This window comes from Butyrivibrio sp. MC2013, from assembly GCF_000424585.1.
Taxonomy (GTDB): domain Bacteria; phylum Bacillota; class Clostridia; order Lachnospirales; family Lachnospiraceae; genus Butyrivibrio.
Genome location: NZ_AUKE01000001.1, coordinates 87295 through 111075 on the forward strand (window position 1 = coordinate 87295; position 23781 = coordinate 111075).

A 23781-nucleotide genomic window follows, 5' to 3' on the forward strand; every position below is an offset into this window, starting at 1 on the left:
TAGTTATTTATATAATTTCCAACGATCTTAGTATTTCAAATGTTTCTTTTATTGAAACCATTTGTAATCTGAGTTTCTCAATACCATCTTTCGTAAGTGTATAATATTTACGAGTTGGACCATCAGACTCATCTCCATAATATATTTGAGCCAGCCCATCGTTTTTAAGTCGTCTAAGAACAGCGTATATAGTGCTTTCCAACGTGTCAGGTAGTATTTGACTTATTTTCTTGACTATCTCGTATCCATATAGATCATGTGTTTCAAGTTCTTTTAATATTATGATTTCCAAAATTCCTTTTTTTATCTGGGCATCCATGATTATTACCTATACGAATAATTGTTATAATTGTTGCAAATTGTATTATATAGAGAGCTAGCTGAATAGAAACAAATAGAAATATCCATTCCTGAACACTTTTAGTTGAAGATATTCCATGAAGATTTGCTGTAGATAATGCTTTTTGATAAATAATAATAAACAGATTATCGAATAGCATCTCATTATAGGAATCTTTGAAATATACTATGAATAGCAGACCTATAACAGGAATCAATCCAAAATCTATTCTTAGTAGTTCATCATATAGAGTCCATAAATCTATTTCTCGAACAAACAAAGCAAAGCAAACAACCGTTATATCATGTAGCATGGACAATGCAATAAGAAAACAAGCTACATGATGCAACTTGATATAATCAGAAACAAAAGAATCTACTGATAATCTGTTTTGTCTGCAAATGTGTACTAAGTATAAGCTATTCAGAACAGAAAACAAAATTGCGAACAAACCATAATGAGTATTCAAATCCGTGAGATATTGAAAGAAGACAACAGAACAGAACGTTAAAACCAGAAATACTGATTCGCTACCTGATACAATCTTACCCAAAATTATACTGGCTTTATTTCTGCCGTCTTCGGATGCCGTCTGCCAAACAAAGTCCTTTGGTTTTTCGTAGACTATACTATGCTCGTATAGTGATTCCTTATAATCTGACGATATTTCCAACCTTTCTGATCTAGTGTAAAAAAAAGAAAGCCAGATATGTAGTTGCCTTAATTTATGACATAGAAGTGCATCGTGTAAATCATGATTTTTCATATGCATTTCTCCCTATCGAGATATTGCCACATATAGAATCTATTACAAGTAGAAAGAATACTACTGTATTATGCACAGTAGTATAATAACACATTTATAAAAGTTAAGCAATCATTGTAATTCCATTTTAACCAAAATATATGCGCCCCGGATCAATTTGATCCGGGGCGTTTGTATTAGATTTTATTACTGTCCAATCAGTTCCTTAACAGCTACTGTGAGCTCATCTTCAAGCTCCTTGGCATCTTCCAGGCTCTTGCCCTTTACGCCCATGTAGAACTTGATCTTGGGCTCTGTTCCTGAAGGTCTTGCGCAGCACCAGGAATCATCATCCAGTGCAAAATAGAGAACATTGGAGGAAGGAAGTCCTGTAGATGTCTTGGTGTCATTAACATAATTCACCAGCTCATCCTTCTTGTAATCTCTAAACTCCTCTACAGTCCACTTGCCAATCTTCCTGGGGGGATTGCTGCGAAGTCTGTCCATAAGTGCAGCTATCTCCTTGGCGCCTTCCATACCCTTCATGGTGATGGAATACTGGCCTTCCTTGTAATAGCCATATTTCTCATAGATATCGATCATGGCATCCCATGCGGTCTTGCCCTGAGCCTTGTAGAATGCTGCCAGCTCGCAGAGCATCATAACTGCAACGATAGCATCCTTGTCTCTTGCATGAGTTCCTGCCAGACAGCCATAGCTCTCTTCCAGACCAAATACATAATTGTATTCATCATTATGCTCTTCAAAGAGCTTGATCTGCTCGCCGATATACTTGAAGCCTGTGAGTACTTCGATATAGTGAAGGCCATAGCTCTCTGCAATGCGCCTTGCCATATTGGTAGTAACGATAGTAGTAACAAAGGCAGGACGCTCAGGCATCAGGCCCAGAGCCTGTCTCTCTCTCAGGATGTATTCACCGATCAGCATACCTGACATGTTACCTGTGAACTGCTTGTACTCACCTGTAGCTGTATCCTTGGCATATATACCCAGACGGTCAGCATCAGGATCTGTAGCAAGGACGATATCAGCATCCTTTTCCTTTGCCAGCTCCAGAGCCAGTTTAAATGCCTTGGGATCCTCAGGATTTGGATAATCCAGTGTGGTAAAATCAGGATCAGGAAGCTCCTGCTCCGGTACTACATATACATTGTTAAAGCCCAGCTCCTTAAGGATACGCTGTACAGGCTTATTACCTGTTCCGTGGAAAGGCGTATATACGATAGTGAGCTTATCTGCCATCTCCTTTATAGCTTCAGGATGGAGGATCTGCTTCTTCAGCTCTACCATGTAGTCATCATCTATCTCGCTGCCGATGGTGATATAGAGGCCTGCTGCCCTAGCTTCATCTTCAGACATGGTCTTTACTTCATGATAATCTGTGATAGCCTTGACCTCTCCTATGATACCTGTATCATGAGGAGGAGTCACCTGAGCGCCATCCTCCCAATAAGCCTTATATCCGTTATATTCCGGAGGATTGTGGCTGGCTGTGACCATTACACCTGCGATACATCCCAGCTTCCTTACTGCAAAAGACAGCTCGGGTGTGGGTCTGAGCTCATCAAATACATAAGCCTTGATGCCATTGGCTGCAAGACATCTTGCTGTCTCATCTGCAAACTCAGGCGAGAAACGACGGCAGTCATAAGAGATGGCAACACCCTTCTTTTTGCCCTCTTCTCCTGCAGTCTTAAGGATATAATTTGCAAGACCCTGAGTAGCCTTACGAACTGTGTATTTATTCATTCTGTTAGTACCTGCGCCGATAACTCCTCTAAGTCCGCCTGTACCAAACTCCAGTTCCTGATAAAAACGATCCTGAACTTCGTCCTTATCATTTCTGATAGCAAGAAGTTCTTCCTTGGTTTTGTCATCGAAATATGAGTCATTCAACCAATATTCCAGCTCTTTTTCAGCATTTCCCATAGTATTCCTCCTGGTTAAATAAGCTATGAATTATAAATGTATTTCAGAAAACCACATTTAACTGTGGATTTCGTGATGCCATTATATTATACACGTATAGCTATAATATGAATACTTTAAAAATATAAAGCTATATATTCTTAATTATTAATTATACCTGAGATAATGCTACTAGAAAGCATTTATTCTGTTCAGCAGCTCATTTTTGATATAGCTGTTATAATCCTGCTTTTCAAGAAGATCAATAGCAGCTTCTTTAATCAACTCAAGCTTGGAATTGTTATTATCAGAGTAAAGCTTTGCCATCAAAAACATCATATCCAACAAGTCTTTTCCCACTATTATTTTTGAGAGCTCTAAGTAGAGTTGCTCTGCCTTATCACTAACATTTAAAAACACTAAAGCACGAAGATACTGAATACATATCTTGTAAAATGTATCATCTCTGCAACTGGCTTCCTTTATAACTTTTTTTTCCTCAACGATCTTAATTATCTGTTCATATTCTTCAAGAATAGTCAATACTTCAAGATAAACATACAAAGATGAGTTATTCGAACTATCCTTATAATCCTTCTTTACTTCATCCCTAACTGCTTTATATTCGCCATTCATTAGTCTCAGTAAATATAATTGCATGGTAAAAGAAGCACTTGCCTCTGCTCCTTCGATAGCCAGTGCTTTATTTGCAGCTTCTATTGATTTCGAAATACAATCTCGGGATTTTTGAAGAAGCAGATGGCTTTTGAGAGCATAATACTCAGCTTTATCAGCTTCGCTGATACTGTCATCAGATATAACACTCTCTATCATTGAAGACGCCATGTCATAGGAATACTCGTCGCGTAAAACAGAATACTTCAAAATGATATCGCGAATACGCTGATCATCGGCAATATCAAAAAGATAGTCCAACGAGACGTCAAAGAACAGAGCAATTTTGGGCAACAAAGCTATATCAGGAATACCGTTCCCGGCTTCCCACTTAGACACTGTCTGAGGTGTGACGAATAAATACTGTGCCAATTGGCTTTGTGTTATGTTTTTTTGTTTCCTTAAGATGCCAATCTTTTTCCCTATACCATTATTCATGGTCAAACGCCCTCAAGAAACAATTTGCCATCTCTCATGGTATATATAATATCATATTTTTGCTTATGCTGTTCACTTTGATCATGGCTGATACATATTATCATCTTATCTTCCAGTTCCAAAATACTGGATTCTATAAAAATCTTTGTTTCGTTATCGAGTCCATTTTCAAACTCATCCAGGATAATAATATCTTTATCAAAAAGGAATAACCTTGCCAAGCATATTCGTTGCTTTTCACCTCCTGAAAGATTTGAGCCCAGTTCCGTCACCATTGTATCCAGCCCATTGGGAAGTGAATCGACAAGCTTTCGCAATCCGGATCTGATCAATGAAACATTGATTTGGTCTATGGGAATTGATTCATCATACATTGATATATTATTTCTAATCGTATCCTCAAACACAAACGGATCCTGGCTAAGATATCCTATTTTATGAAATATACTTTTCGTTGTTAATTCTTTCAGGTTCCTATTACCAACCTTTATACTACCAAGATAGTAGTCATAATATTTAAGCAAAAGTTTCATGATTGTCGTTTTTCCTGCTCCACTATCTCCGGTTATAAGGATTTTTTTGTTACCCTTTATTTCGAAAGAACAACTATTCAATACAGCTACATCATTTTTTTCATAAGTAAATGATACATCCTTGAATGATATATCAGTATCAAGCTCATCCAAATCATTAGTCGTTTTAACTACAGATGATAAGGTTTCTTCCAGTTCTCTGACAATTGGAACTGAAGCCTTCAAACCTGCCTTAATATCTACAGCAGATGAGATTGGAGAAGATATTTTCCCCATTAGTTGAGAAAAAGCAAGAATAGATCCAACAGAAATCAATCCATTCAAAGCAAAAAAAGCCGCGATGCCTGTAACTAATACGGTCGACAGTAATCCCACTAATTCTCCCGAATAACTCATATGCATCATAGCCTTGGAGCTATCTATTCTTGCCTTTTCCAAGCTACTGTTTATATTCTCAAACTCCTTATTGAATTGCCTTTCTGCATTAAATGATTTTACTATTATAAAACCATCAAGATAATCCTTTATCCTTTGGGTATAACCGGAAGTTAACCCCAGAAGTTTTTCTGACTTATCCTCTATCCTTTTCCCAAAAATATTTGTAAAGTGCACAGTCAATAATCCCAACACCAACATAATCACCAACATAACCCAGTTAAGTATTATGCAAGCAATAATTGCTGAAGTAAATGAGCACACCAAATAAGGAAGACTAAGAATGTTTTTAATGTATTGTTCTGACAACATATCAGTCTTAGTAGTCATTTGGCTTAGATAGAAAGCACGTCCTTTTCTTTCAAAATCAGCTATATCCTTTCCTATAACAGCCTCAAACAAGTCATTTTTGACATTGATACGAACACCCATAAGTAAATAATATTTAGTATAAGTATATATATATTCACACAATACAGTAAAAACAACATATGAAATCGCAAAGAATACAAACATAATCAATTTACTGCTTGTTCCTTCACCTGCCAAATCTATCAAATGGCTCATTATAAAGGAGAAGCCAGTTCCAAGTATAGCTGATATAATAGCCATTATTATAAACAATGTGAATTTACTATTCTTCAATATATATTTATACATTATCATTCTCCAGCAATAATCACTGCAAATTGCAAAAACCGGCGCATTTCATATCTCTAACGGAACGATTCTCCAGCATCAACGACTGTTCATACTTCAATATTTCATTTGAATAATCCTTAATTCTATGTTTTTTTATATCTCTGATATACTCATTCACAGAATATGTAACAAAAGCATCACGTGGAATCATATGACAAGGTCTTACAAAGGCATTTGGATCTATCACAACATTTGTTTTCCCGGCAGAGCATTTAAAGATCAACCTTTCATCAATAGCATTTAATTCATTCCCTTTAAATGCCAATCCCGTATATGGCAAAAAATCTATCTTGCCTTTGTACTCATAATCAAGCCCTTTTATCTCCTGAACAACCATTTCTTTTTCATTTTGTGATAATTCCAGGTGTTTATCAGATTCTTTTGCTCTCCCTAATGGTATACTTAATCCAAATGCTACTCTTCTGACATTTAACGATACAAGACACTCTATAATACGTCTGATGTTTTTGAAGTTTTCTTTAGTTACAATAATAACAACAACATGATCTATTTTTAGACGATTCACCATATGAATACACTTTTCTATTTTCTGAAAGCAATCCCTTGCTCCTGTAAACAAATAATAGCTTTTCTCATCATATCCATACATTGAAATCTGTATATAATTGACTTTTTTTAACTCCTCCTCCGGAATTCTTGATATCATTAGACCATTACTCAATAAGAACACATTGAAAGAATCATTTGCCACTTGAAGTATTTGAGATATTCTGCTATGAGTAGTAAGCTCACCACCTGACATAATTAGATTAGGAGTCTTGTTCTTAAAGACAGCAACAATTTGAGTAAAATCATCCCACGACATTTCTTTAAACTCTTCATATTTAGCATCTCTATAGCAATGCTTGCATTTTAAATTACACTTATCTGTCACTTCCATAAGAATAGAAAATGGATACCGAAATCCTTTTTCACCACTAAGAGTTATTGCAGAGTAAACTTCAGATAAAATAACATATTGCTTTCTCTCAAGATTATTCATTACTTTATCAAATGCTTTTCTTATATCGGAATCTTGACTATCTACGCCAAAGGACTTACAAACCTCCAGGTAAAGGACATCGATAGTTAGTTTTTTATTAGAGACCAATTCCAATATACAAGCATACAATCCTGATACTTCTACGTATTTGTATAATGATTCATAAATTAAAATACTCTCGTCCCAATAATGAAACGAATACACAGAATTACATACACAATACATGTCTTTCTCTCCAAGAAAAAAGGACGCTGCTATCTTAAAGATTGCTGCATCCTCCTTTCAAACTAACAATAGACCCAATAAACTATTCATTAAAGCAATGCAACGTTGATGATACTTAAACAATCCGTTGATAATGTCTGCATGGATAAGGAACTGCTTGAATAAGGAAAGAAGGTTAGATGATTATGACATTTTTTGATAATTAAAGAAACTCGCCAATACCGAATGCACTTTCTTTTAATATGCAAACGTGTACTGGCGAAGTGGATGAAGATATTATTCTAGTATTGTATCTGTGATTATGTCCTGCTTTATCTGGTGGATATCTCTATCCAAAAATAACCGTTTATCAGTGATCACCCAGAACAGCCGATCCATGACCTTCTATGTTAATGGAGAAGTCGCTGCGGTCCAGAGAAAAGTTGGGATTGTAATAGGGATCACCCTTTTCAAGGACTTTCTTCCACTTAGTCCTGAACTTCTCAGATTCACGATCATACCTTGCAGCATTCTCCCCCTGAAGGTCCAGACCCCTGGATGCTGACTCATAATGGGTCAGCTCTGCAAAAGGGGTAAAGACGTTGAGAAGACCTTTTTCCCTGAGCTTTAAGCAAAAGTCCACATCGTTGAGTGATACTTCAAAGCTCTCGTCAAGTCCGCCTACGCTGTCATAGTCCTGTCTGGATACCATAAGGCAGGCACCGGTCACTGCACTGACATTCTGGGCATAGCAGAGACGTCCCATATAGCCCAGATTCATTCCTTCCTGGCCATAATGGGAATGGCCTGCAGTCCTGTGAGCACCCAGCCCCAGCACTACACCAGCATGCTGTATCTTCCTGTCAGGGAAGTAAAGCTTGGCTCCCACAGCGCCCACATCAGATCTCTGTGCGTACATGAGCAGCTCTTCCATCCAGTTGACACTGATCACTTCCACATCATTATTTAAGAGGATGATATATTCTCCGCTTGCATGGCTTACACCATAGTTCACGATCCTGGAATAATTAAAGGCGCCGCCTTCCTTGTAATCTACAACCTTTACAAAATCGCTCCAGGGAGCCGTTTTAAGTTCATCATAGTAGTCAAGTATTTCCTTGCCCTTTGAGCCATTCTCCACTACGATGATCTCATAATTGTCCCAGGTGGACTTCTCATATATAGACCTGATGCAGCGCTTCAAGTCATCTGCATGCTCCCTGTTGGGGATGACTATGCTGATCTTTGGAGTACCTTCTATCTCATAGCTGATCTTGAATATGGTCTCAAAGGCTCTGGTAGAAGTGATCTTAAAGTTCTTGTAGCCATGCCTCCTTAGATGATCCGCCACTGCTCCTCTGGCGGCTTCGATGGCATAGGTCTTGGCTTCGATGCCTGACGCCACTGACCCTGCATGGCTTCTCCAGTAGTAGAGTATCCTTGGTACGTGGACTATCTTTCCTGCAGCATCTGTCAGACGCAGGATCATATCATGGTCCTGGCTTCCGTCAAACTCTTTTCTAAAGAGCTCTGTACCTTCAAGGAGAGTTCTCTTGAATACAGAGAAATGGCAGATATAATTATTGGCCCTTAATGTATCTACGCCGTAATCAGGCTTGAAATGCATGGTGGCCATCTTGTCGATATTGCCGCCCACAAAGGTTGTCTCATCGCAGTAGATATAATCCGCACCCTCTTCATTTATAGCCTTTACATAGGTGTATAAGGCTTCGGGATGAAGGATATCATCATGATCCAGGAGGCCTATATATTCTCCTGTTGCCAGCTTCAGGCATTCGTTGGTATTGCCTGAGATGCCGTCATTAACTGTCAGCTTCTGATAAGTGATCCTGGATCTGCCGTTTCTAAGCGCGGCATCCTTATCTGCATACTCCCTGCACACTTCTCCCACATAGGAATGCTCATCATCAGAGCCGTCTGCCAGGCAGAGCTGCCAGTTCTCATAGGTCTGGTTCATGACTGACTCTATCATATCCCTCAGGAATTTCTCAGGAGTGTTATAAAGGGGTGTAAGGATACTGATCTTCACCGGCTTATCAAATACAGTCTCTCTCTGGGCCTTAATAGTCTCCTCACTGGGGAATGAAGAAGTCCCGTAATAGCTGTATGCCTTTCTCTCCCTCATCTTGTAACGGACCTTGGCCAGGACTCCTCTTAATGAACCCTGATTTCTGATCCTGTCTCTTTGCCTGATCACCCAATGCATGGATTTTCTTGCAGGAGTAGAGAGCTTCCACAGGGGATGCTCTTTGATATGGTCTACCTTGGCCTGCAGCTCTCTGTTCTTATCCTCAAGCTCGGCCACCTTTTCTGCCAGATCGGCGTTTCTTAGCCTCTCATGCTCATATGCGCTCTTATAATCTCTTTCCATAATCTCTTTATTCCTCCGGCTCTACAGTGATGCACCTGATCCACCAGTTGCAGATCCTGCTTCGGCTGGTCTTGTCCATAAACAGCATGCCTATCCTGTATGTACCCTTTTCAAGGGCCCTGTCTCCTATCCTCATCCTAAAGCCTGTCAGCTCCATACCCTTTTGACCTTCAAGATTCTTAAATACGTCTCGCCTTGCCTGGTCATAGATATCAAGCATCAATACCTTATCATCCAGAGGCTTCATACTGCTATCATCCTCAACCCTGCGAAGGAGAAGTTTCCTGTCATATATGGCATTGTCAGAGCCCAGCACAAAGCCGTAGCCCTTGATAAAATATCCGTCACCGGGCCCGTCCTTCAAGCCAAAGAGCCTGTTCCATCTGCATAGTCTGCCTGCAAAGTCCACTCTCACCCAGGCGCATTCATCCACTCTGGCTCTCTCCATGACCCTGGCAGCATCCCGGGGCACAGAAGGAATTATCTCAGCTATGGTCTCCTGCAGGGGATCCTGGAATTCATATTCCGGTACTACATTGGATGAGTCAAGGTGCCTGTTATAGAAGGGGTCTCTCTCATAGATCCCGGGGTGCTTGTCACATAAGATATCATTTTCCGACATCAGACGCTCTGTCTTGACAGCATCTGCATTATCATCTCCCCTGCTCAGGGATTCATGATGGATGAGATGATATGAGTTGCAGCAGACATTATAATAGCCTGCTTCCAATATCCTGTAGCATAGGTCCACATCATTAAAGGCTACTGCCAGATCCTCAGAAAAGCCTCCTACTTCCTCAAAGACAGACTTCTCCACCATGAGGGCAGCGCCTGTCACACCAGCCATGTCATGGATGCCTCTGTTGGCACCAAAGTATATCTCAGAAGAATCACTCATCCTCTGCATCTTGTGCATAGGGCCTGCATGTATACCTGTGATACCCGCATGCTGGATGATATCCCCTCCAGGATATAGGAGCTTGATGCCCACCGCTCCGCAGCGTTTTCTAAGGGTGATAGCCGTCATAAGGGGCAGGAAATCGCCGCCCACAAGCTCAATATCATCATTGAGGAAAAAGAGGATATCCCCCCTGCTATTGTCTGCACCTATATTACACATTTGGGAAAAGTTAAAGTCCATGGGCCTGTAGAAATATCCGGCCGGGCAAAAGGCCTTCATCTCATCAATTAGCTTCTCATAAGCAGCCTTATGATCCGGAGAACTGCCATTATCAACGACTATGATCTCTAATGAGATATCAGCTGATGATCTGTTCTCAGATACACTGCTCTGTGATGGATCATCAGTAAGTGAGCTATTCCGGGCCCCTGCCCCAAGGTATTTCCTTATGGAATCAAACAATACCTTTAACACCTCAGGATGGTCCTTGGATGGGATCACCAGGGATATGAGGCTTCGGAATGAAGCCACATCAGATGAGCTATTATCTTTTATCCTCACAGAATTGTCATCTGTGGAGCCATTGCCCCCTATCTGCAGGGCGCTGCCAAAGCTTCTTCCTTTAAAGAGGTCAGCTCCTTCATTTCTATGAAATAGTACGTCTTCAATATGACCTACAGGAAAGCTCATGCCTTCTCTCTTGTCAAAGCCTCCTGATAAATAGGCAAGCTCTCCAAAAAGGCGGTCCATAACTGACGAAGTATTTATAGTAAAAGGCGCTGCCGCCTTGTCCCTAAGGCGCCTGAGGAGCCCGGCCCTTACTGCGTATACACTTCCGATATAGAAGGCATCCAGATATGAATCAGGGGACCAGTCCGGCTTAAAATATGGATTTCTATAGCTGCCATCTGCTGTCATGGTATCTTCATCAGCATATATGAGATCTATATCCTGATCTGCTTCAAAGGCAGCGGAGAATACGTCAGAAGCGCAGTCTGGGAGCCTGCCTTCCACGGCTGCTATGATTACAGGACTCTTATCATCCAGCTTGCTGATCATAGCATATACCCTGTCGCCTGCTCCATCGCCCCTTATCAGGGCATCAGCATCGATAAGGTCTTCTGTGATAACAGGCAATTTACCCTCGCGCAGCTGTGTATATCCGTTATTTTTCTCATATTCAGCTATATAATCCTCATAATCAAAAAGCAGGCGCCGGACCCTTAATTCATGTATCCGGCGCTGCCTGGTGATTAAGAGACTTCTGATCTTCTCTTTGATCATTCCATTCTCCACACTCATATTGTGTTGATCAGTTTTTACGATTTCTGCTCTTTAGGAGCTGCTTTAATTTACCAAAACCGTCGCCTCTGTCTTCTTCAGGCTCTGCATACTGATAGGATACCAGGTCTCTTCCCAGCTTCTGGGGGATGGGAGTCATCAGTATCCTGATATGCATCCTGTTCATAGCTCTCTTCTTTAGAGCTTCCCCGCTCAGGTCAAACTCTATCTGGGGGTCGTCGGAATCAAATACTATGCTTTCATCTGAGAGCCATGCACCATTGGGATGTATCTGCATCAGGCTGTCATTCTCCATCATGCTCACATCATTCCAGAGCACCCTCTTCACGGCCACAATGCAGGGATGCATGGTAGGATCCAGGCGGATCTTCCTCACGTCACTCTCCAGCTCCAGCTCAATATCAGCTATGCCCTGTTCATTGTAGATAGCATCCAGATATTCAGACTCTTCTTCAGAATAGCCCTCACCCAGATCATAATAGAGCTGGATCTTGTCAGGCTCCTGCTTGTGTTCCTCGCCTCTCCTTTGAAGCTCCTGAGGTACGGATACTTTCCTGCCGATAGCAGTCCATATCTCTACCAGAGACTTTCTGCCGCCTGTCACATATTTCTGAAAGCCTGCCTCTTCCTGCAATAGTCCTTCCACGTCTGCATCGGTGAGACCCAGCAGGTTGTAATAGCGGCGGGGATCCAGCTTCTTTCTCTTCTCATCCTCTTCTATATAGCAGTAGAGGGCTCTGAAAGCTATCTCCCTTGGCGGGATCTTCTTGCCATAGGTCCATTCATAATCTATAACAGTCCATACTGTGCCATTTACCAGTATGTTGGGGAATATCAGGTCATAGTCTGATACTGAGGCTTCTTCATTGTAGGAGATACGCTTTAAGTATTCCTTAAAGAGCTTGTCAAAGCCGTCCATATCATCTCTTTCCAGACATCTGTCCATAAGAGCTGACAGGGGCTCTCCGTTTACAAAGGAAAATACAGCATTACCTGTCGCAGGATCTATCTTGCAGTCATTGATCTCAAGACCGCCTCCCTGATATCTGTCCTTGAGAGCCAGGTATGCATCCTGTATGCTGCCTATATGCTCAGCTGCTTCAGGGCAAAGAGCATGCTTTTCTATGAGCTTCTTGCCCATCCTGTCCAGGGATATAGATGTACGTATCTTAAATTCATCCGCCCTGTCATTGGAATACTTGCAAAAGACAGTGGGGAATTCAGGTCCTAATATCACTTCAAAGGAATTGGCAAAATCGGGATACATTCCGTCCTTAACAAGAGAATCAAAGGCATATTTCTCATTAAAGAGCTTCATCCTGTTGTTATCAAAATTGTGAACATTATCAAAGAGCTCACCCAGATCCGGCAGATAGTAGTCGGAATGGAGCATGGTCATAAGCTTGTAGTCGGGATAAGGATAATAGAAATGATAATCCCTGATACCGCAGCTCTTAAATATATTTATCAGTCCGTTTCTGGTAAAGGTCCTGGCAACAGAGTCTGCGCCGTAGCCTTCTATACCGGAGAAATAAGTCCCAAGATGGTCCTCTCTGCAGCCTGCAAAATACTTAAGTCCTGTCCTGTTCTCAATGGCAATGACGATCCTGCCGCCTCTCTTTAAGTGCTTCCTCAGCAGCTGCAGAAAAGTCTCGTAGGGATGATCTCCCCCGATATAGCCCTGACCGTATTCAAATACTCCTATCAGGAATATATAATCAAAGTCTGCAGGAAGATCAGGTTCTATATCCCTGAAATTACCTACATGGATAGTGATATTGTCGCAGTCCTTGTTTCTAGTGGCATTTATCGTGCTGCGCTTCTTGGAGAGGTCTATACAGGTCACGGAAGCTGACTTTTCAGAGAGCTTGCCTGTAATGGCACCGCAGCCAGCACCCACTTCCAGGACCTTCTCATTACCCTTCATGGGTATCCACTCTATGATATTGCTCCTCATCTCACTGAGATGATAGAGCACAGGCCAGCTGCCCTTCTCTTCTATAATGGCAGGATAATCCTTCCTGTCATTATTCTTCACTATATTTAATATCTCGTCTTCTATTTCACCGTCGCTGTAGAGGTCCATACCGCTGTAGCGGCTATAATCCAGAAGGACCTTACCTATTCTCTCAGTCTTTGCCATAGCTTACCTTCATCTGATGTTCATTATCAGTAATATATCTGCCGCATATACGACATCCTGGTTCCTTGCTTTATCAGGCTTATGATCTGCATAAGCTCATGCATCTGCAACGCTGACAGCAGAATTCATATCATAATAGCCTACTGTATTCTTGTCTGAGATCACTGTGATATTAAGAGCATCATATAGCCTGTGATAAGCCTTGAATACTTCAGCCTCAAAGCCTGTAACACCAAAGGATATGAGATACTCGCCCCCCTGAAGATCCATTTTTTGTCTGAAGCTGATCTTCTTTTTGTCACCGGCCTTTACAGGTTCCAAAAATGCTTTTTCAAACATGGTATTGGTTCCGGTGATCTCTATTCCCAGTATATTTTTGATAGTAAAAGCAAATATAGGTGCAGAGATGTCTTTGTCAAATTCCACGGTCATGTTGATGATGAATTCAGAGCCCTTGATAATGGAAGTGGTCCTAAGGCCGTTTTCGTCAGTCACATAATACTCTGTGATCCTGGCTCCACCTTCGCCGTATTCAAGAAGGTCATCTTCAGCAGGCTTTTTGACCTTGGCATCCGAAGCCTCAACATCTGCTCCTGCCTTTGCTCTGATCTCTTCATCCTCCAGCAGGTTGTCCCCTTCCTTATCCAGAGGCTTGTACTGGCCTACCAGCACCTGCTTGTAGATATCGATCATCTCCTTGGGCGAGCCTTCGCCTATCTTCACACCCTGGTTGATGAGCACTGCTCTGTCACAGTATTTGCTGATACTGGACAGGTCATGGGATACGAAGAGAATGGTCTTACCCTTTTTCTTGAACTCCTCAAACTTGTGATAGCACTTGGCCTGGAAGAATACGTCTCCCACTGAGAGCGCTTCATCTACAATGAGTATCTCAGGATCTATATTAATAGCCAGTGCAAAGGCAAGCCTTACAAACATACCTGAAGAATAGGTCTTAACAGGCTGGTAAACATACTCACCTATATCAGCAAAATCCAGAATTGCATCCATGCGGTTTGTGATCTCTTCTTCGGTAAAGCCTATCATCATACCGTTGAGATAGATATTGTCGATACCGTTGTACTCCATGTTAAAGCCTGCGCCCAGCTCAAGAAGAGCAGAGATATGTCCTTTTACTTCCACGCTGCCGCCGGAGGGAGTGAGCACTCCTGTTATGATCTTTAAAAGGGTAGACTTACCGGAACCATTGGTACCGATGATACCTACGGTTTCCCCTTTGTGAACAGTCAGATCTATCCCGTTTAAGGCCACCTTTTCATGATATTTCTTTTGCCTGCTAAGTCCCAGGGCTTCCTTTAGCCTATCGCCGTTACTATCGTAAAGCTTGTATATCTTGGATACAGACTGTACGTCAATCACGGTCTCGTTGTTATCTATCGCCATATAGTTTCCTTTATCGCATACTGATCACAGTACATCTGCAAAATGCACCTTGGATCTCTTGAAGATCAGCGATCCCAGTCCGAACAGAGCCACTACCACGATCCAGAAATATGTTGAAGAGTAGAAGTGCTCCCAAAACCAGGTCTCACCGTAAATAGCCTGCCTGTAACCTATAACAATATAGGTCATGGGATTGAGCTTGACGATCCACTGCAGCTGCCAGTCCAATACCCCGTCCAGATTCCACAATATAGGAGTAGCCCACTGGCCTACCTGCAGAACAATACTGATGATCTGGATCATATCCCTGAAGAATACCTGTATTGCAGAGGTGGCATAGCTAAGGGCCAGCATCAGCATAAATAGGCAGAAAACATAATAGAACAATTGCAGATCATATATGCTGGGCGGAAAGCCTGCTGCCCAGGCCACTATAATGACCAGCCCCACAAAGAAAAAGTGGATAAAAGAAGCTCCGATTATCTTGATAAGAGGCAGGATACTGATCTTGAAGACAACCTTCTTAACAAGATAAGAATACTCAAGAAGAGAAGTGGTACCGTTGGACAGTCCCTCCTGGAAATAAAACCAGGGCACCAGACCTGCCATGAGAAAGAGGATATAAGGTACCTCCAGTCCTCTTCCTGCGATCTGGGATTTCTGGCCCATGATCCTCTCAAATACAAACCAGTACATGACCACTGTGACCACAGGCTGGACAAAGGCCCAAAGGGCGCCAAGATATGATCCGGCGTACCTCTTCCTGAAATCATTAAGGGCCATCCTCCAGATCAGCCTGCGGTTATCCCACAGCTCCACAGGAAGTACCATGATCCTGTCATAAAAGACCGCAAAGACAATACAGGATAATAGTATGAGAACACAGGCGCATATTTTCTTTATAAGCTCGACTCCGGGATCTGCGCCGGGATTGTAGTGAAGCACTATCACCAGTCCCAGGGCCAGGGCCATAGCCCAAAAAATCAGAGTTCCTTCCCATCTGGGAAGAGCTCCGATTCCCGGAAGGCGACGTTCTCCCGCCGCCTTTTCTTTCTTTTTGATCATAGTCAACGCAATATTCCCCGTTCCTCTTTATACTGCCTGATACCGCCCCACTTAGGATCCTTTTCGGAGAAGATCAGTTCTACGCCTTCCTGAAGAGGCCACTCTACGCCTATCTCAGGATCGTTCCAAAGAAGTCCGCCTTCATCATCGGGATGATAAAAATCTGTAACCTTGTATGCAAACTCGGCATAATCGGACAGAACCAGGAAACCGTGAGCAAAGTTCTTGGGAATGAAGAACTGCTTCTTGTTCTCCTCTGACAGGATCACTCCGTACCACTTACCAAAGGTAGGTGAATCCTCTCTAAGATCCACAGCTACATCATATACTTCTCCCCTGAGTACTCTCACCAGCTTGTCCTGAGGAAAGTTCTTCTGAAAGTGGAGTCCTCTGATAACACCACGCTTACTTGCAGACTGATTATCCTGCACAAACTCCATATCTATACCTGCTGCAGCATAATCTCTCTTGCTGTAGCTCTCATAAAAATATCCTCTGGAATCGCCAAAAACCTTGGGTGTAATTACCTTGAGTCCTTCTATCTCGCATGTTTCAACACTAATCTGTCCCATTTCCTCTTATATCATCCTTTCAAAAAGCACATATTATCCAGCTAATACCGGATCTGTCAAACTATAATCATTATTAATCTTTGTGATTAGAATAATCTCTAAAATCATCAGTTAAGAGGCCCCGGTGTCATAGCCTCTGCAGAAGCATCCACACCGTTATCATTGCCCAGTCTTACCCCGGCTTCTGATGAAAGCGCTTCTGCCGCATTGGAGGGCAGTATATCCGTTCCCTGTATCTGACCGGGATTACCGATGATATTGCCATCAACAGGATAGTCTATACCCGGAAGGGCAAAATCCACAGGAGTATATTCACTGGCATCAGTGCCTGCATTATCAGTCCCCAGTGTTCCCGCCTGATCAGCATTAAGTGGATCAACAGTCTGAGCTGTATCTCCTGCAGAAGCTGCAGAAGCCTTAGATACAGTGACTGTCCTTCCTGACAGCGGCACATGATAGCCTTCTCTGGGCTGGAGAGTCACTACATACTCCCCCTCAGGCAGATCCTCGATCAGGATCCTGCCGTCCCTGTCATCGTCCTTGTAGACTGTCCCGTCTCCCTCTCTGTCGCCTGCTTCCTTGAGAAGCACAGCAAAAATGGTGCCTGTCTCCAGGCCACCTCTGTCGTTCTTGACCGCTATTTCAATAGTACCCTCTCCGCCCTTGGGATAGAGAGAGACACCTGTGACATCCTCGGCATAAACCTCCGAGACATCTTCAGGCTCATCAAAAAAATCCTTATCCGCAATGAATCCGTTCAGGTCGGACCCAATCTGCTCTCCCAGGCTGATGCCTTCGGAAGGAAGCTCTGTGCTCATGCCGGCAGTTTCCTCTGCATCAGAGGAAGATCCGTCCCCGGAAGAACGGATCCTGTCAGCATTCTCAGCATACACTATCACTCCTATCAGGATGAGAAGAGCTGCGAATACAGCTGCAGCAAGTCTTACGACTTTATAGTCCATTTGCTACCTCGATGAGATATTTGCCATAGTCTGTCTTCATAAGAGGCTCAGCCAGTGCAAGGAGCTGATCCTTGTCTATAAAGCCTCTCTTATATGCTATTTCTTCTATACAGGAGATATACAGGCCCTGTCTCTTCTGGAAAGCACATACAAAGTCAGCTGCATCCAAAAGTGCATCATGATTGCCTGTATCCAGCCATGCAAAGCCCCGGCCCATTGTCTCAACATAGAGATTGCCTCTTCTGAGGTACTCGTTGTTGATAGAGGTGATCTCGATCTCGCCTCTTGCGCTGGGCTTAACATTCCTGGCTATCTCTACCACATCATTGTCATAGAAATAGAGTCCGGGCACTGCATAATTGGACTTAGGATTCTCAGGCTTCTCTTCAATGGATACTGCCCTTCCCTCACTGTCAAACTCTACAACGCCATATTCTCTGGGATCTCTTACATAATAGCCAAAGATGGTGGCGCCGCTTCCCGGAGTATCATGCCTCTCGCAGACAGACTTAAGGAGCTTTGAAAAGCTCTGGCCGTAGAAGATATTGTCTCCCAGCACCAGCGCAGCACTGTCGCCGCCTATAAAGTCCGCACCTATGATAAATGCGTCTGCCAGTCCTCTGGGACTCTCCTGGACTGCGTATTCCATCCTCAGTCCCAGCTGGCTGCCGTCTCCAAAGAGCTCTTTAAATACAGGGAGATCTCTGGGAGTAGAGATGATCAGGATCTCTCTGATACCTGCCAGCATAAGTGTTGATAATGGATAGTAGATCATGGGCTTGTCATATACAGGCATGATCTGCTTGGATACTGCCTTGGTCAGGGGATACAGACGTGTACCCGAACCACCGGCCAATATAATACCTTTCATATCTGTCCTTTCTCCGGATCACGAGCCTGATCAGTCTTCAAGCCTCTTACCGTACATACTGTCATAATACTTTTCATAATCACCGGATGTGATGTGCTCCATCCATTCCTGGTGCTGGAAATACCATCTGATAGTCTTGCGGATGCCTTCCTTGAACATAGTCTCAGGCTCCCAACCGATCTCAGCCTTGATCTTGTCAGGTGCGATGGCATATCTTCTGTCATGACCCTTACGATCTTCTACGTATGTGATAAGGTCATAGGTCAGATGTCCGCGTCTGGGATCATCCTCTGCCAGCTCTTCTCTGAGTAGGTCGATGATAGTCTTTACGATCTCGATATTCTGCTTCTCATTGTGACCGCCGATATTGTAGGTCTCAAAGAGTCTGCCCTCTTCCTGTACCATGTCGATAGCCTTGGCATGATCCTCTACATAGAGCCAGTCACGAACGTTCTTGCCATCACCGTATACGGGAAGCTTCTTGCCTGCAAGAGCATTGTTGATGATCAGAGGGATCAGCTTCTCAGGGAACTGATAAGGTCCATAGTTATTGGAGCAGTTGGTGATGTTGGCAGGGAACTTATAAGTATCCATATATGCCTTTACCAGCATGTCAGAGCTTGCCTTGGATGCTGAGTAGGGGCTGTGGGGATCATAGGGAGTAGTCTCATAGAAATAACCGCCCTCTTCAGGAAGTGATCCGTATACCTCATCTGTGGATACATGAAGGAACTTCTTGCCTTCCTTAAAGCTGCCGTCAGCATTCTCCCATGCCTTCTTGGCTGCATTGAGCATTGTAGCTGTACCAAGAACATTGGTCTCTACGAAGATCTCGGGATTAACGATAGACCTGTCAACATGACTCTCAGCTGCAAAATGTACAACCCTGTCTATATCATATTCTTCAAAGAGCTTATTGATAGCATCACGGTCGCAGATATTGGCCTTGACGAAGATGTAATTGTCTCTTCCCTCAAGGTCCCTGAGGTTCTCCAGATTACCTGCGTAAGTCAGGGCATCAACATTGATGATACGAATGTCGTTGTCATACTTGCGGAACATGTAATGGATATAATTTGATCCAATGAATCCGGCTCCGCCTGTTACTAAATAGGTTCTCATATATATTTCCTCTTTCCTGCGCATGATCAGCGCATATTATCCATTCTTGGCATAGTCGCAGATATTATATCACAACTAATCAAAGCTTGCATTCTTTATCATTTCAGAGAAGGTAAAATATCAGTATACCGCTAATGATAAGCCCCATTCCCAGAAGCTTTTTAAGGCTTATCTTCTCTTTAAAAAAGAACCTCGACATAAACATGACCAGGATATATCCCACGGGCTCTAATATCACCACCTTCATATAATCCATTCTGCTGTAGCATACAACAGCTATGATCATGGATATCCCAAGGAGGCCATAGCCCATTATCACCCACACATTGAGATATTGCCTTATAAAATTGCTATAGTGTATCCCTGCGCTCTTCTTAAGGAGTATCTGAGAAGAAGAAGCAAGGAGCTGCCCCAAAAGGGCCAAAAGAACAAATATGACCATAATATCCGACCTTTATATCAATCCTTTGCCTCAGCGCTTTTAGTATCCGTATTTTCCTCTAAATCTCCATTAAGTATCACAGTGCCTGCAATGACAAGGAGTACGCCTACAGCCTTGCCCCTTGTCACGCTCTCTCCAAAGAGCAGATAACTCCACAAAAGAGACCACAGGAGCATCACCGCCTTATTGGCATAAGCCACAGACAGCTGAAACCTTGGAAGGAGCTGCTGCCAGAATATGGCATATGCCCCAAGCGCAAGGACTTCCAGGGCCAGGAGCCCTATGGTCCTGATGCTGAAAAGGCCATGTGAAGAGAGGCTGATCCCCACATATTTGCCTATTACAGTATTTATGCTGTAGATGGCTATGACCAGCTGCAGCAGGCTGATATTTACAAGCTTTTTCATCGTCTCATTCCAATCATATCGCAAGGATAGCGGCACAAAACCGGCCATTTCTTAATCAGACTTTACCCCAGGGCTGTCAGGATATATGAGCTTGGTAAAGTGATAAGCTACGTACTGCCTGGCCTTAGGCAAAAGTCCTGTATCATCTGACATGTATTCATCCTTGTTATCCTGACTGATAAAGCCGTCAAGATTATCTATAAAGCTGACGTTCTGGGATTCACAGGCCAATATCACTCTGCCGTAGTAATCATTTAATACGCCATTGCCCATATTGTAGACATCCGCATCCATGGGATTACCCTCGCCGTCTCTGGCCTGTACCCAGGTAAAAGAGTTCATGACTATCCTGATATGGGGATAGGCTGCATGGATCCTTCTGATACCGTATATAAAGGCACCCATATAGGTATATCTGTCAAAGTCATGATCAGGATCACGTACAATCCCTGTCTCATCCTCCATAACATCAGAAGGATTGTAGAGGAGCTTGCCTGAGAGATAGTCCCTGGCATCATACATAATGGATATGGTGTCCACAGCATTCATATCTACACCCTTAAGAGCAGCTGCAGCTTCTATGGCATCCTCGCCAAGGCTGTCAGCCGTCTCAGTGACCAGCCCATAATCGCCTGTAGCTATGGCATCAGCCACCGCTGTAAAACTGACACCGTCAGGAGTCTGAGGAAGGTCAAGTCCGGGGAAATTAAGCGCTACGCAGGATCCGGGAAAAGCTGCACTGATCACCTCTGCGCCTGTCATATCACCGATCATCTGCACCAGTCCGTCTCCGCTATCTTTGTCATCACAGTAAACATCATTGCCCAGGCACAATATGACCTCACGTCCGTCATCCTCTCTCCCCTCTATATCCGAAGCAAGAGGCAGCAGCACTATGTCCGAAGCACTAAGGCTGATATCCGGCTCATAGTTTGGATCATAGCTAAGATGTACGCCTCCGAACTGAAACTTGTATATCACCATGGCAAAAGCTGCCGCAAACAGTAATATGATGATCAAAAGAAATACGGGCAGGGACATCTTAAAGCCGTTTCGCCCTCTGTCTCTGCCGCCTCTGCTGTTAAGTTCTCTTAAATTGTCTTTGCTCATGATCTTTACCTATTCAACCTCAGAATCTAAATATATAGAATATCCGTCTGTCTGAGCCTTGAGTACAAGGCCATAAGAAGCAGGATCGGAATCAGCCGGTATGCTCATGTTGAGTATCAGATATTTGCATCTGCTCTCTCTGGTAGCAGCAAGCAAAGGCTCCATCTTGTAGCCTGTATCAGGAGTAACATTCATCTGTTCACATACAGGATTCCAGTAGTCCCACTGAGCTTCCACATAATCCCTGCCATAGGGCATCATGATATCAGTGTCATACTGCCTGATGAAATATACCAGTTCCGGAGGAAAAGCCGCCCTGACCCTGTCCGCCCCCTCTTCAGGAGAAATGATATTGCATATATTGATAGCAGCATCAGGGATATGGAAGCGGTTCTGAGCTTTAGTAATATACTGACTCCTGTATACAAGAGAGCCTCCGCTGACTACTATCACCGCCAATATGCTGACTATAAGACCTATGATCCTGTGCTTGTCAAAGAGCCTTGCAGCGCCGTAAGCCGTAACCACTCCCATGGGGAAGAGCCAGAGGATCCTGTAGTAGGTATTCTCTTCACTGGCCAACTTCTCGAATATCACCCTGCTAAATGGGAAAAAGAATATAAAAGTCAGTAAGAGGGGCATGACTCCCATGATCATCCTGATCCATTTCTTTTTTTCCGTGACAGTGATATATATGGAAGATATGAGTGCCAAAAGGGGCAAAAGACCCGCACCCATATAGCTCTTTATGGTTACTATATTTGAAACAAAATAATCAGTCATCCTTTTAACCTTTTCCCATCATAATGTCATATTAATAGTACCTAACAAGATAGAGATAAAGCGCTGCATATAAGACATTGGGTATGCAGGCGATGAAAGCTCTAAGGAGTATACTCAGCTTCTTATAAGATATGCTCAGTATCAGCGCGCCCAGGCCTGTAAGTGCTGCAGTCAGCATGACGCCCATTGATGAGAACACACCTGAAGATATATTTACAAGTATCAGCGCTATATATGGTCCCCATGGATTGTAGTCCCTGCTTTTGACCACTCCTGTACCATGGTCCTCTCCTATCCAGAGCAGGATAAATACCACAAGGGGAATGGCAATATTGGCCAGCATGGACTTGCCCTGCCATGTCCTTGTAAGTAGAAATGTCTCCGAGGTAGAGATAGAGGTGTGGCCAAACATCACAAAGAAGGCCATGATCACCATAAACATAGGCCTCCTGTCAGGCTTCCTGGCAAAAAGGATCCTGGAGATGGCGCTGTATATCAGATAAGTAAAGGGTATCAGAAAAAACGGCAGTACAGTATGGGCCAGGATAGTAGTATGAAGACCTGTGACCCTGCCAATAAATGCGATCCACATGGTGATCACTGCCAGGCAATGTCTAAAATCCAGACTGGTAGTGCCTCCGGTATAGGGCAGGATAGTATTCATAGTGTCTGTCTCATAAGACAGGAGCGATTCTACTACATAATAGGCATCATCTCCGTCAAAAGAGGCTCTGGTCACTGCCATATATACCTGAAAAAGCATTATAAAGGCAAATACGACCCATAATATCTTGCCTTCCCTGCTGTATCTTTGCTTCCTGCCATAGAGGTCCCCTCTGGGATCAATATATTCCTCCGCCTCAGCATGAAGCTCTCCGGGAAGAAGCGCTTCCACTATACTATGGAGACTCCTCTTATTAACACCGGACTGAAGGTCAAGGGAAATAGTGCTAAGACGCCTCTTCTTTCTGACCATGAATATACTATGGATCACAGCTATAACAAACAAGGCAAGCTCAGAAGCTCCAAAGATCCTCACACAATATTTAAAAGCTCCATATGTCACCAGGAGCATACAGGGTACGGATATCACAAAGAATAATGACAAAGACAAGAGCTGTCCTAATATAAAAGTGATCGGCAGTGTACGTCTCCTGTCAGTAAGTAGAGAAGCAGGAATAATACCTATCCCCAGAGGGATGAGCATTACCCATACAAATAGCCCCAATATAGAAAGTATAGTTCCCATTAAAACTTTTCCAACCATCCCTTATCTTCATATTACTTTTTTTCAAAGCCAC

At 43.1% G+C, this 23781-nt stretch carries 19 protein-coding genes; all 19 read right to left on the reverse strand.

Features of this window, described 5'->3' with window-relative positions; genetic code table 11:
• Positions 1-7: 7 nt before the first annotated feature.
• Positions 8-319 (reverse strand): PadR family transcriptional regulator, encoded by a 312-nt coding sequence (locus G636_RS0100360; protein WP_026506391.1) that lies wholly within the window; start codon positions 317-319, stop codon positions 8-10.
• Positions 320-1292: 973 nt separating this feature from the next.
• Positions 1293-3035: a phospho-sugar mutase gene (locus G636_RS0100370; RefSeq protein WP_026506393.1), complete on the reverse strand. Its 1743-nt coding sequence runs from the start codon at positions 3033-3035 to the stop codon at positions 1293-1295.
• Between the two features lie 171 nt (positions 3036-3206).
• Positions 3207-4127: a helix-turn-helix domain-containing protein gene (locus G636_RS19120; RefSeq protein ID WP_026506394.1), complete on the reverse strand. Its 921-nt coding sequence runs from the start codon at positions 4125-4127 to the stop codon at positions 3207-3209.
• A gap of 2 nt (positions 4128-4129) precedes the next feature.
• Entirely contained in the window at positions 4130-5761 is a 1632-nt protein-coding gene (locus G636_RS0100380; protein WP_081668187.1) for an ABC transporter ATP-binding protein, read from the reverse strand.
• A 13-nt stretch (positions 5762-5774) separates the two neighbouring features.
• The gene (locus G636_RS0100385; RefSeq protein WP_196802990.1) at positions 5775-6908 is read right to left on the reverse strand and encodes a radical SAM protein; all 1134 of its coding nucleotides are present in this window, start codon (positions 6906-6908) and stop codon (positions 5775-5777) included.
• Between the two features lie 466 nt (positions 6909-7374).
• A complete protein-coding gene (locus G636_RS0100390) occupies positions 7375-9396 on the reverse strand; it encodes a glycosyltransferase family 2 protein (RefSeq protein ID WP_051226344.1) in 2022 nt (673 codons plus the stop codon).
• A gap of 7 nt (positions 9397-9403) precedes the next feature.
• Positions 9404-11599 carry a glycosyltransferase gene (locus G636_RS0100395; RefSeq protein WP_081668188.1) on the reverse strand — a complete coding sequence of 732 codons (2196 nt, stop codon included), beginning with the start codon at positions 11597-11599 and terminating at the stop codon, positions 9404-9406.
• Between the two features lie 10 nt (positions 11600-11609).
• The gene (locus G636_RS19830; RefSeq protein WP_081668189.1) at positions 11610-13742 is read right to left on the reverse strand and encodes an SAM-dependent methyltransferase; all 2133 of its coding nucleotides are present in this window, start codon (positions 13740-13742) and stop codon (positions 11610-11612) included.
• Positions 13743-13838: 96 nt separating this feature from the next.
• The gene (locus G636_RS0100405) at positions 13839-15146 is read right to left on the reverse strand and encodes an ABC transporter ATP-binding protein (protein ID WP_035778337.1); all 1308 of its coding nucleotides are present in this window, start codon (positions 15144-15146) and stop codon (positions 13839-13841) included.
• A 24-nt stretch (positions 15147-15170) separates the two neighbouring features.
• Positions 15171-16211, reverse strand: coding sequence for an ABC transporter permease (locus tag G636_RS0100410; protein ID WP_081668190.1), 1041 nt, complete (start codon positions 16209-16211; stop codon positions 15171-15173).
• 2 nt (positions 16212-16213) lie between these two features.
• On the reverse strand, positions 16214-16783 hold the full coding sequence (rfbC, locus tag G636_RS0100415) for a dTDP-4-dehydrorhamnose 3,5-epimerase (RefSeq protein WP_026506401.1): 570 nt from the start codon (positions 16781-16783) through the stop codon (positions 16214-16216).
• Between the two features lie 107 nt (positions 16784-16890).
• Positions 16891-17745: a hypothetical protein gene (locus G636_RS0100420; RefSeq protein ID WP_026506402.1), complete on the reverse strand. Its 855-nt coding sequence runs from the start codon at positions 17743-17745 to the stop codon at positions 16891-16893.
• Positions 17735-18616 carry a glucose-1-phosphate thymidylyltransferase RfbA gene (gene rfbA, locus G636_RS0100425; protein WP_026506403.1) on the reverse strand — a complete coding sequence of 294 codons (882 nt, stop codon included), beginning with the start codon at positions 18614-18616 and terminating at the stop codon, positions 17735-17737. Before rfbA ends, G636_RS0100420 begins: the two co-directional genes overlap by 11 nt.
• 30 nt (positions 18617-18646) lie before the next feature.
• Complete coding sequence (gene rfbB, locus G636_RS0100430) at positions 18647-19738, reverse strand: dTDP-glucose 4,6-dehydratase (protein ID WP_026506404.1); 1092 nt, start codon at positions 19736-19738, stop codon at positions 18647-18649.
• A 103-nt stretch (positions 19739-19841) separates the two neighbouring features.
• Positions 19842-20180 carry a hypothetical protein gene (locus G636_RS0100435; protein WP_035778339.1) on the reverse strand — a complete coding sequence of 113 codons (339 nt, stop codon included), beginning with the start codon at positions 20178-20180 and terminating at the stop codon, positions 19842-19844.
• 17 nt (positions 20181-20197) lie between these two features.
• Positions 20198-20587 carry a hypothetical protein gene (locus G636_RS16620; RefSeq protein WP_051226345.1) on the reverse strand — a complete coding sequence of 130 codons (390 nt, stop codon included), beginning with the start codon at positions 20585-20587 and terminating at the stop codon, positions 20198-20200.
• Between the two features lie 51 nt (positions 20588-20638).
• Positions 20639-21697, reverse strand: coding sequence for an SGNH/GDSL hydrolase family protein (locus tag G636_RS0100445; protein WP_026506406.1), 1059 nt, complete (start codon positions 21695-21697; stop codon positions 20639-20641).
• A gap of 9 nt (positions 21698-21706) precedes the next feature.
• Positions 21707-22480, reverse strand: a complete 774-nt coding sequence (locus G636_RS0100450; RefSeq protein ID WP_026506407.1) for a hypothetical protein — start codon at positions 22478-22480, stop codon at positions 21707-21709.
• A 31-nt stretch (positions 22481-22511) separates the two neighbouring features.
• The gene (locus tag G636_RS0100455) at positions 22512-23729 is read right to left on the reverse strand and encodes a DUF6077 domain-containing protein (protein WP_026506408.1); all 1218 of its coding nucleotides are present in this window, start codon (positions 23727-23729) and stop codon (positions 22512-22514) included.
• Positions 23730-23781: the final 52 nt, after the last annotated feature.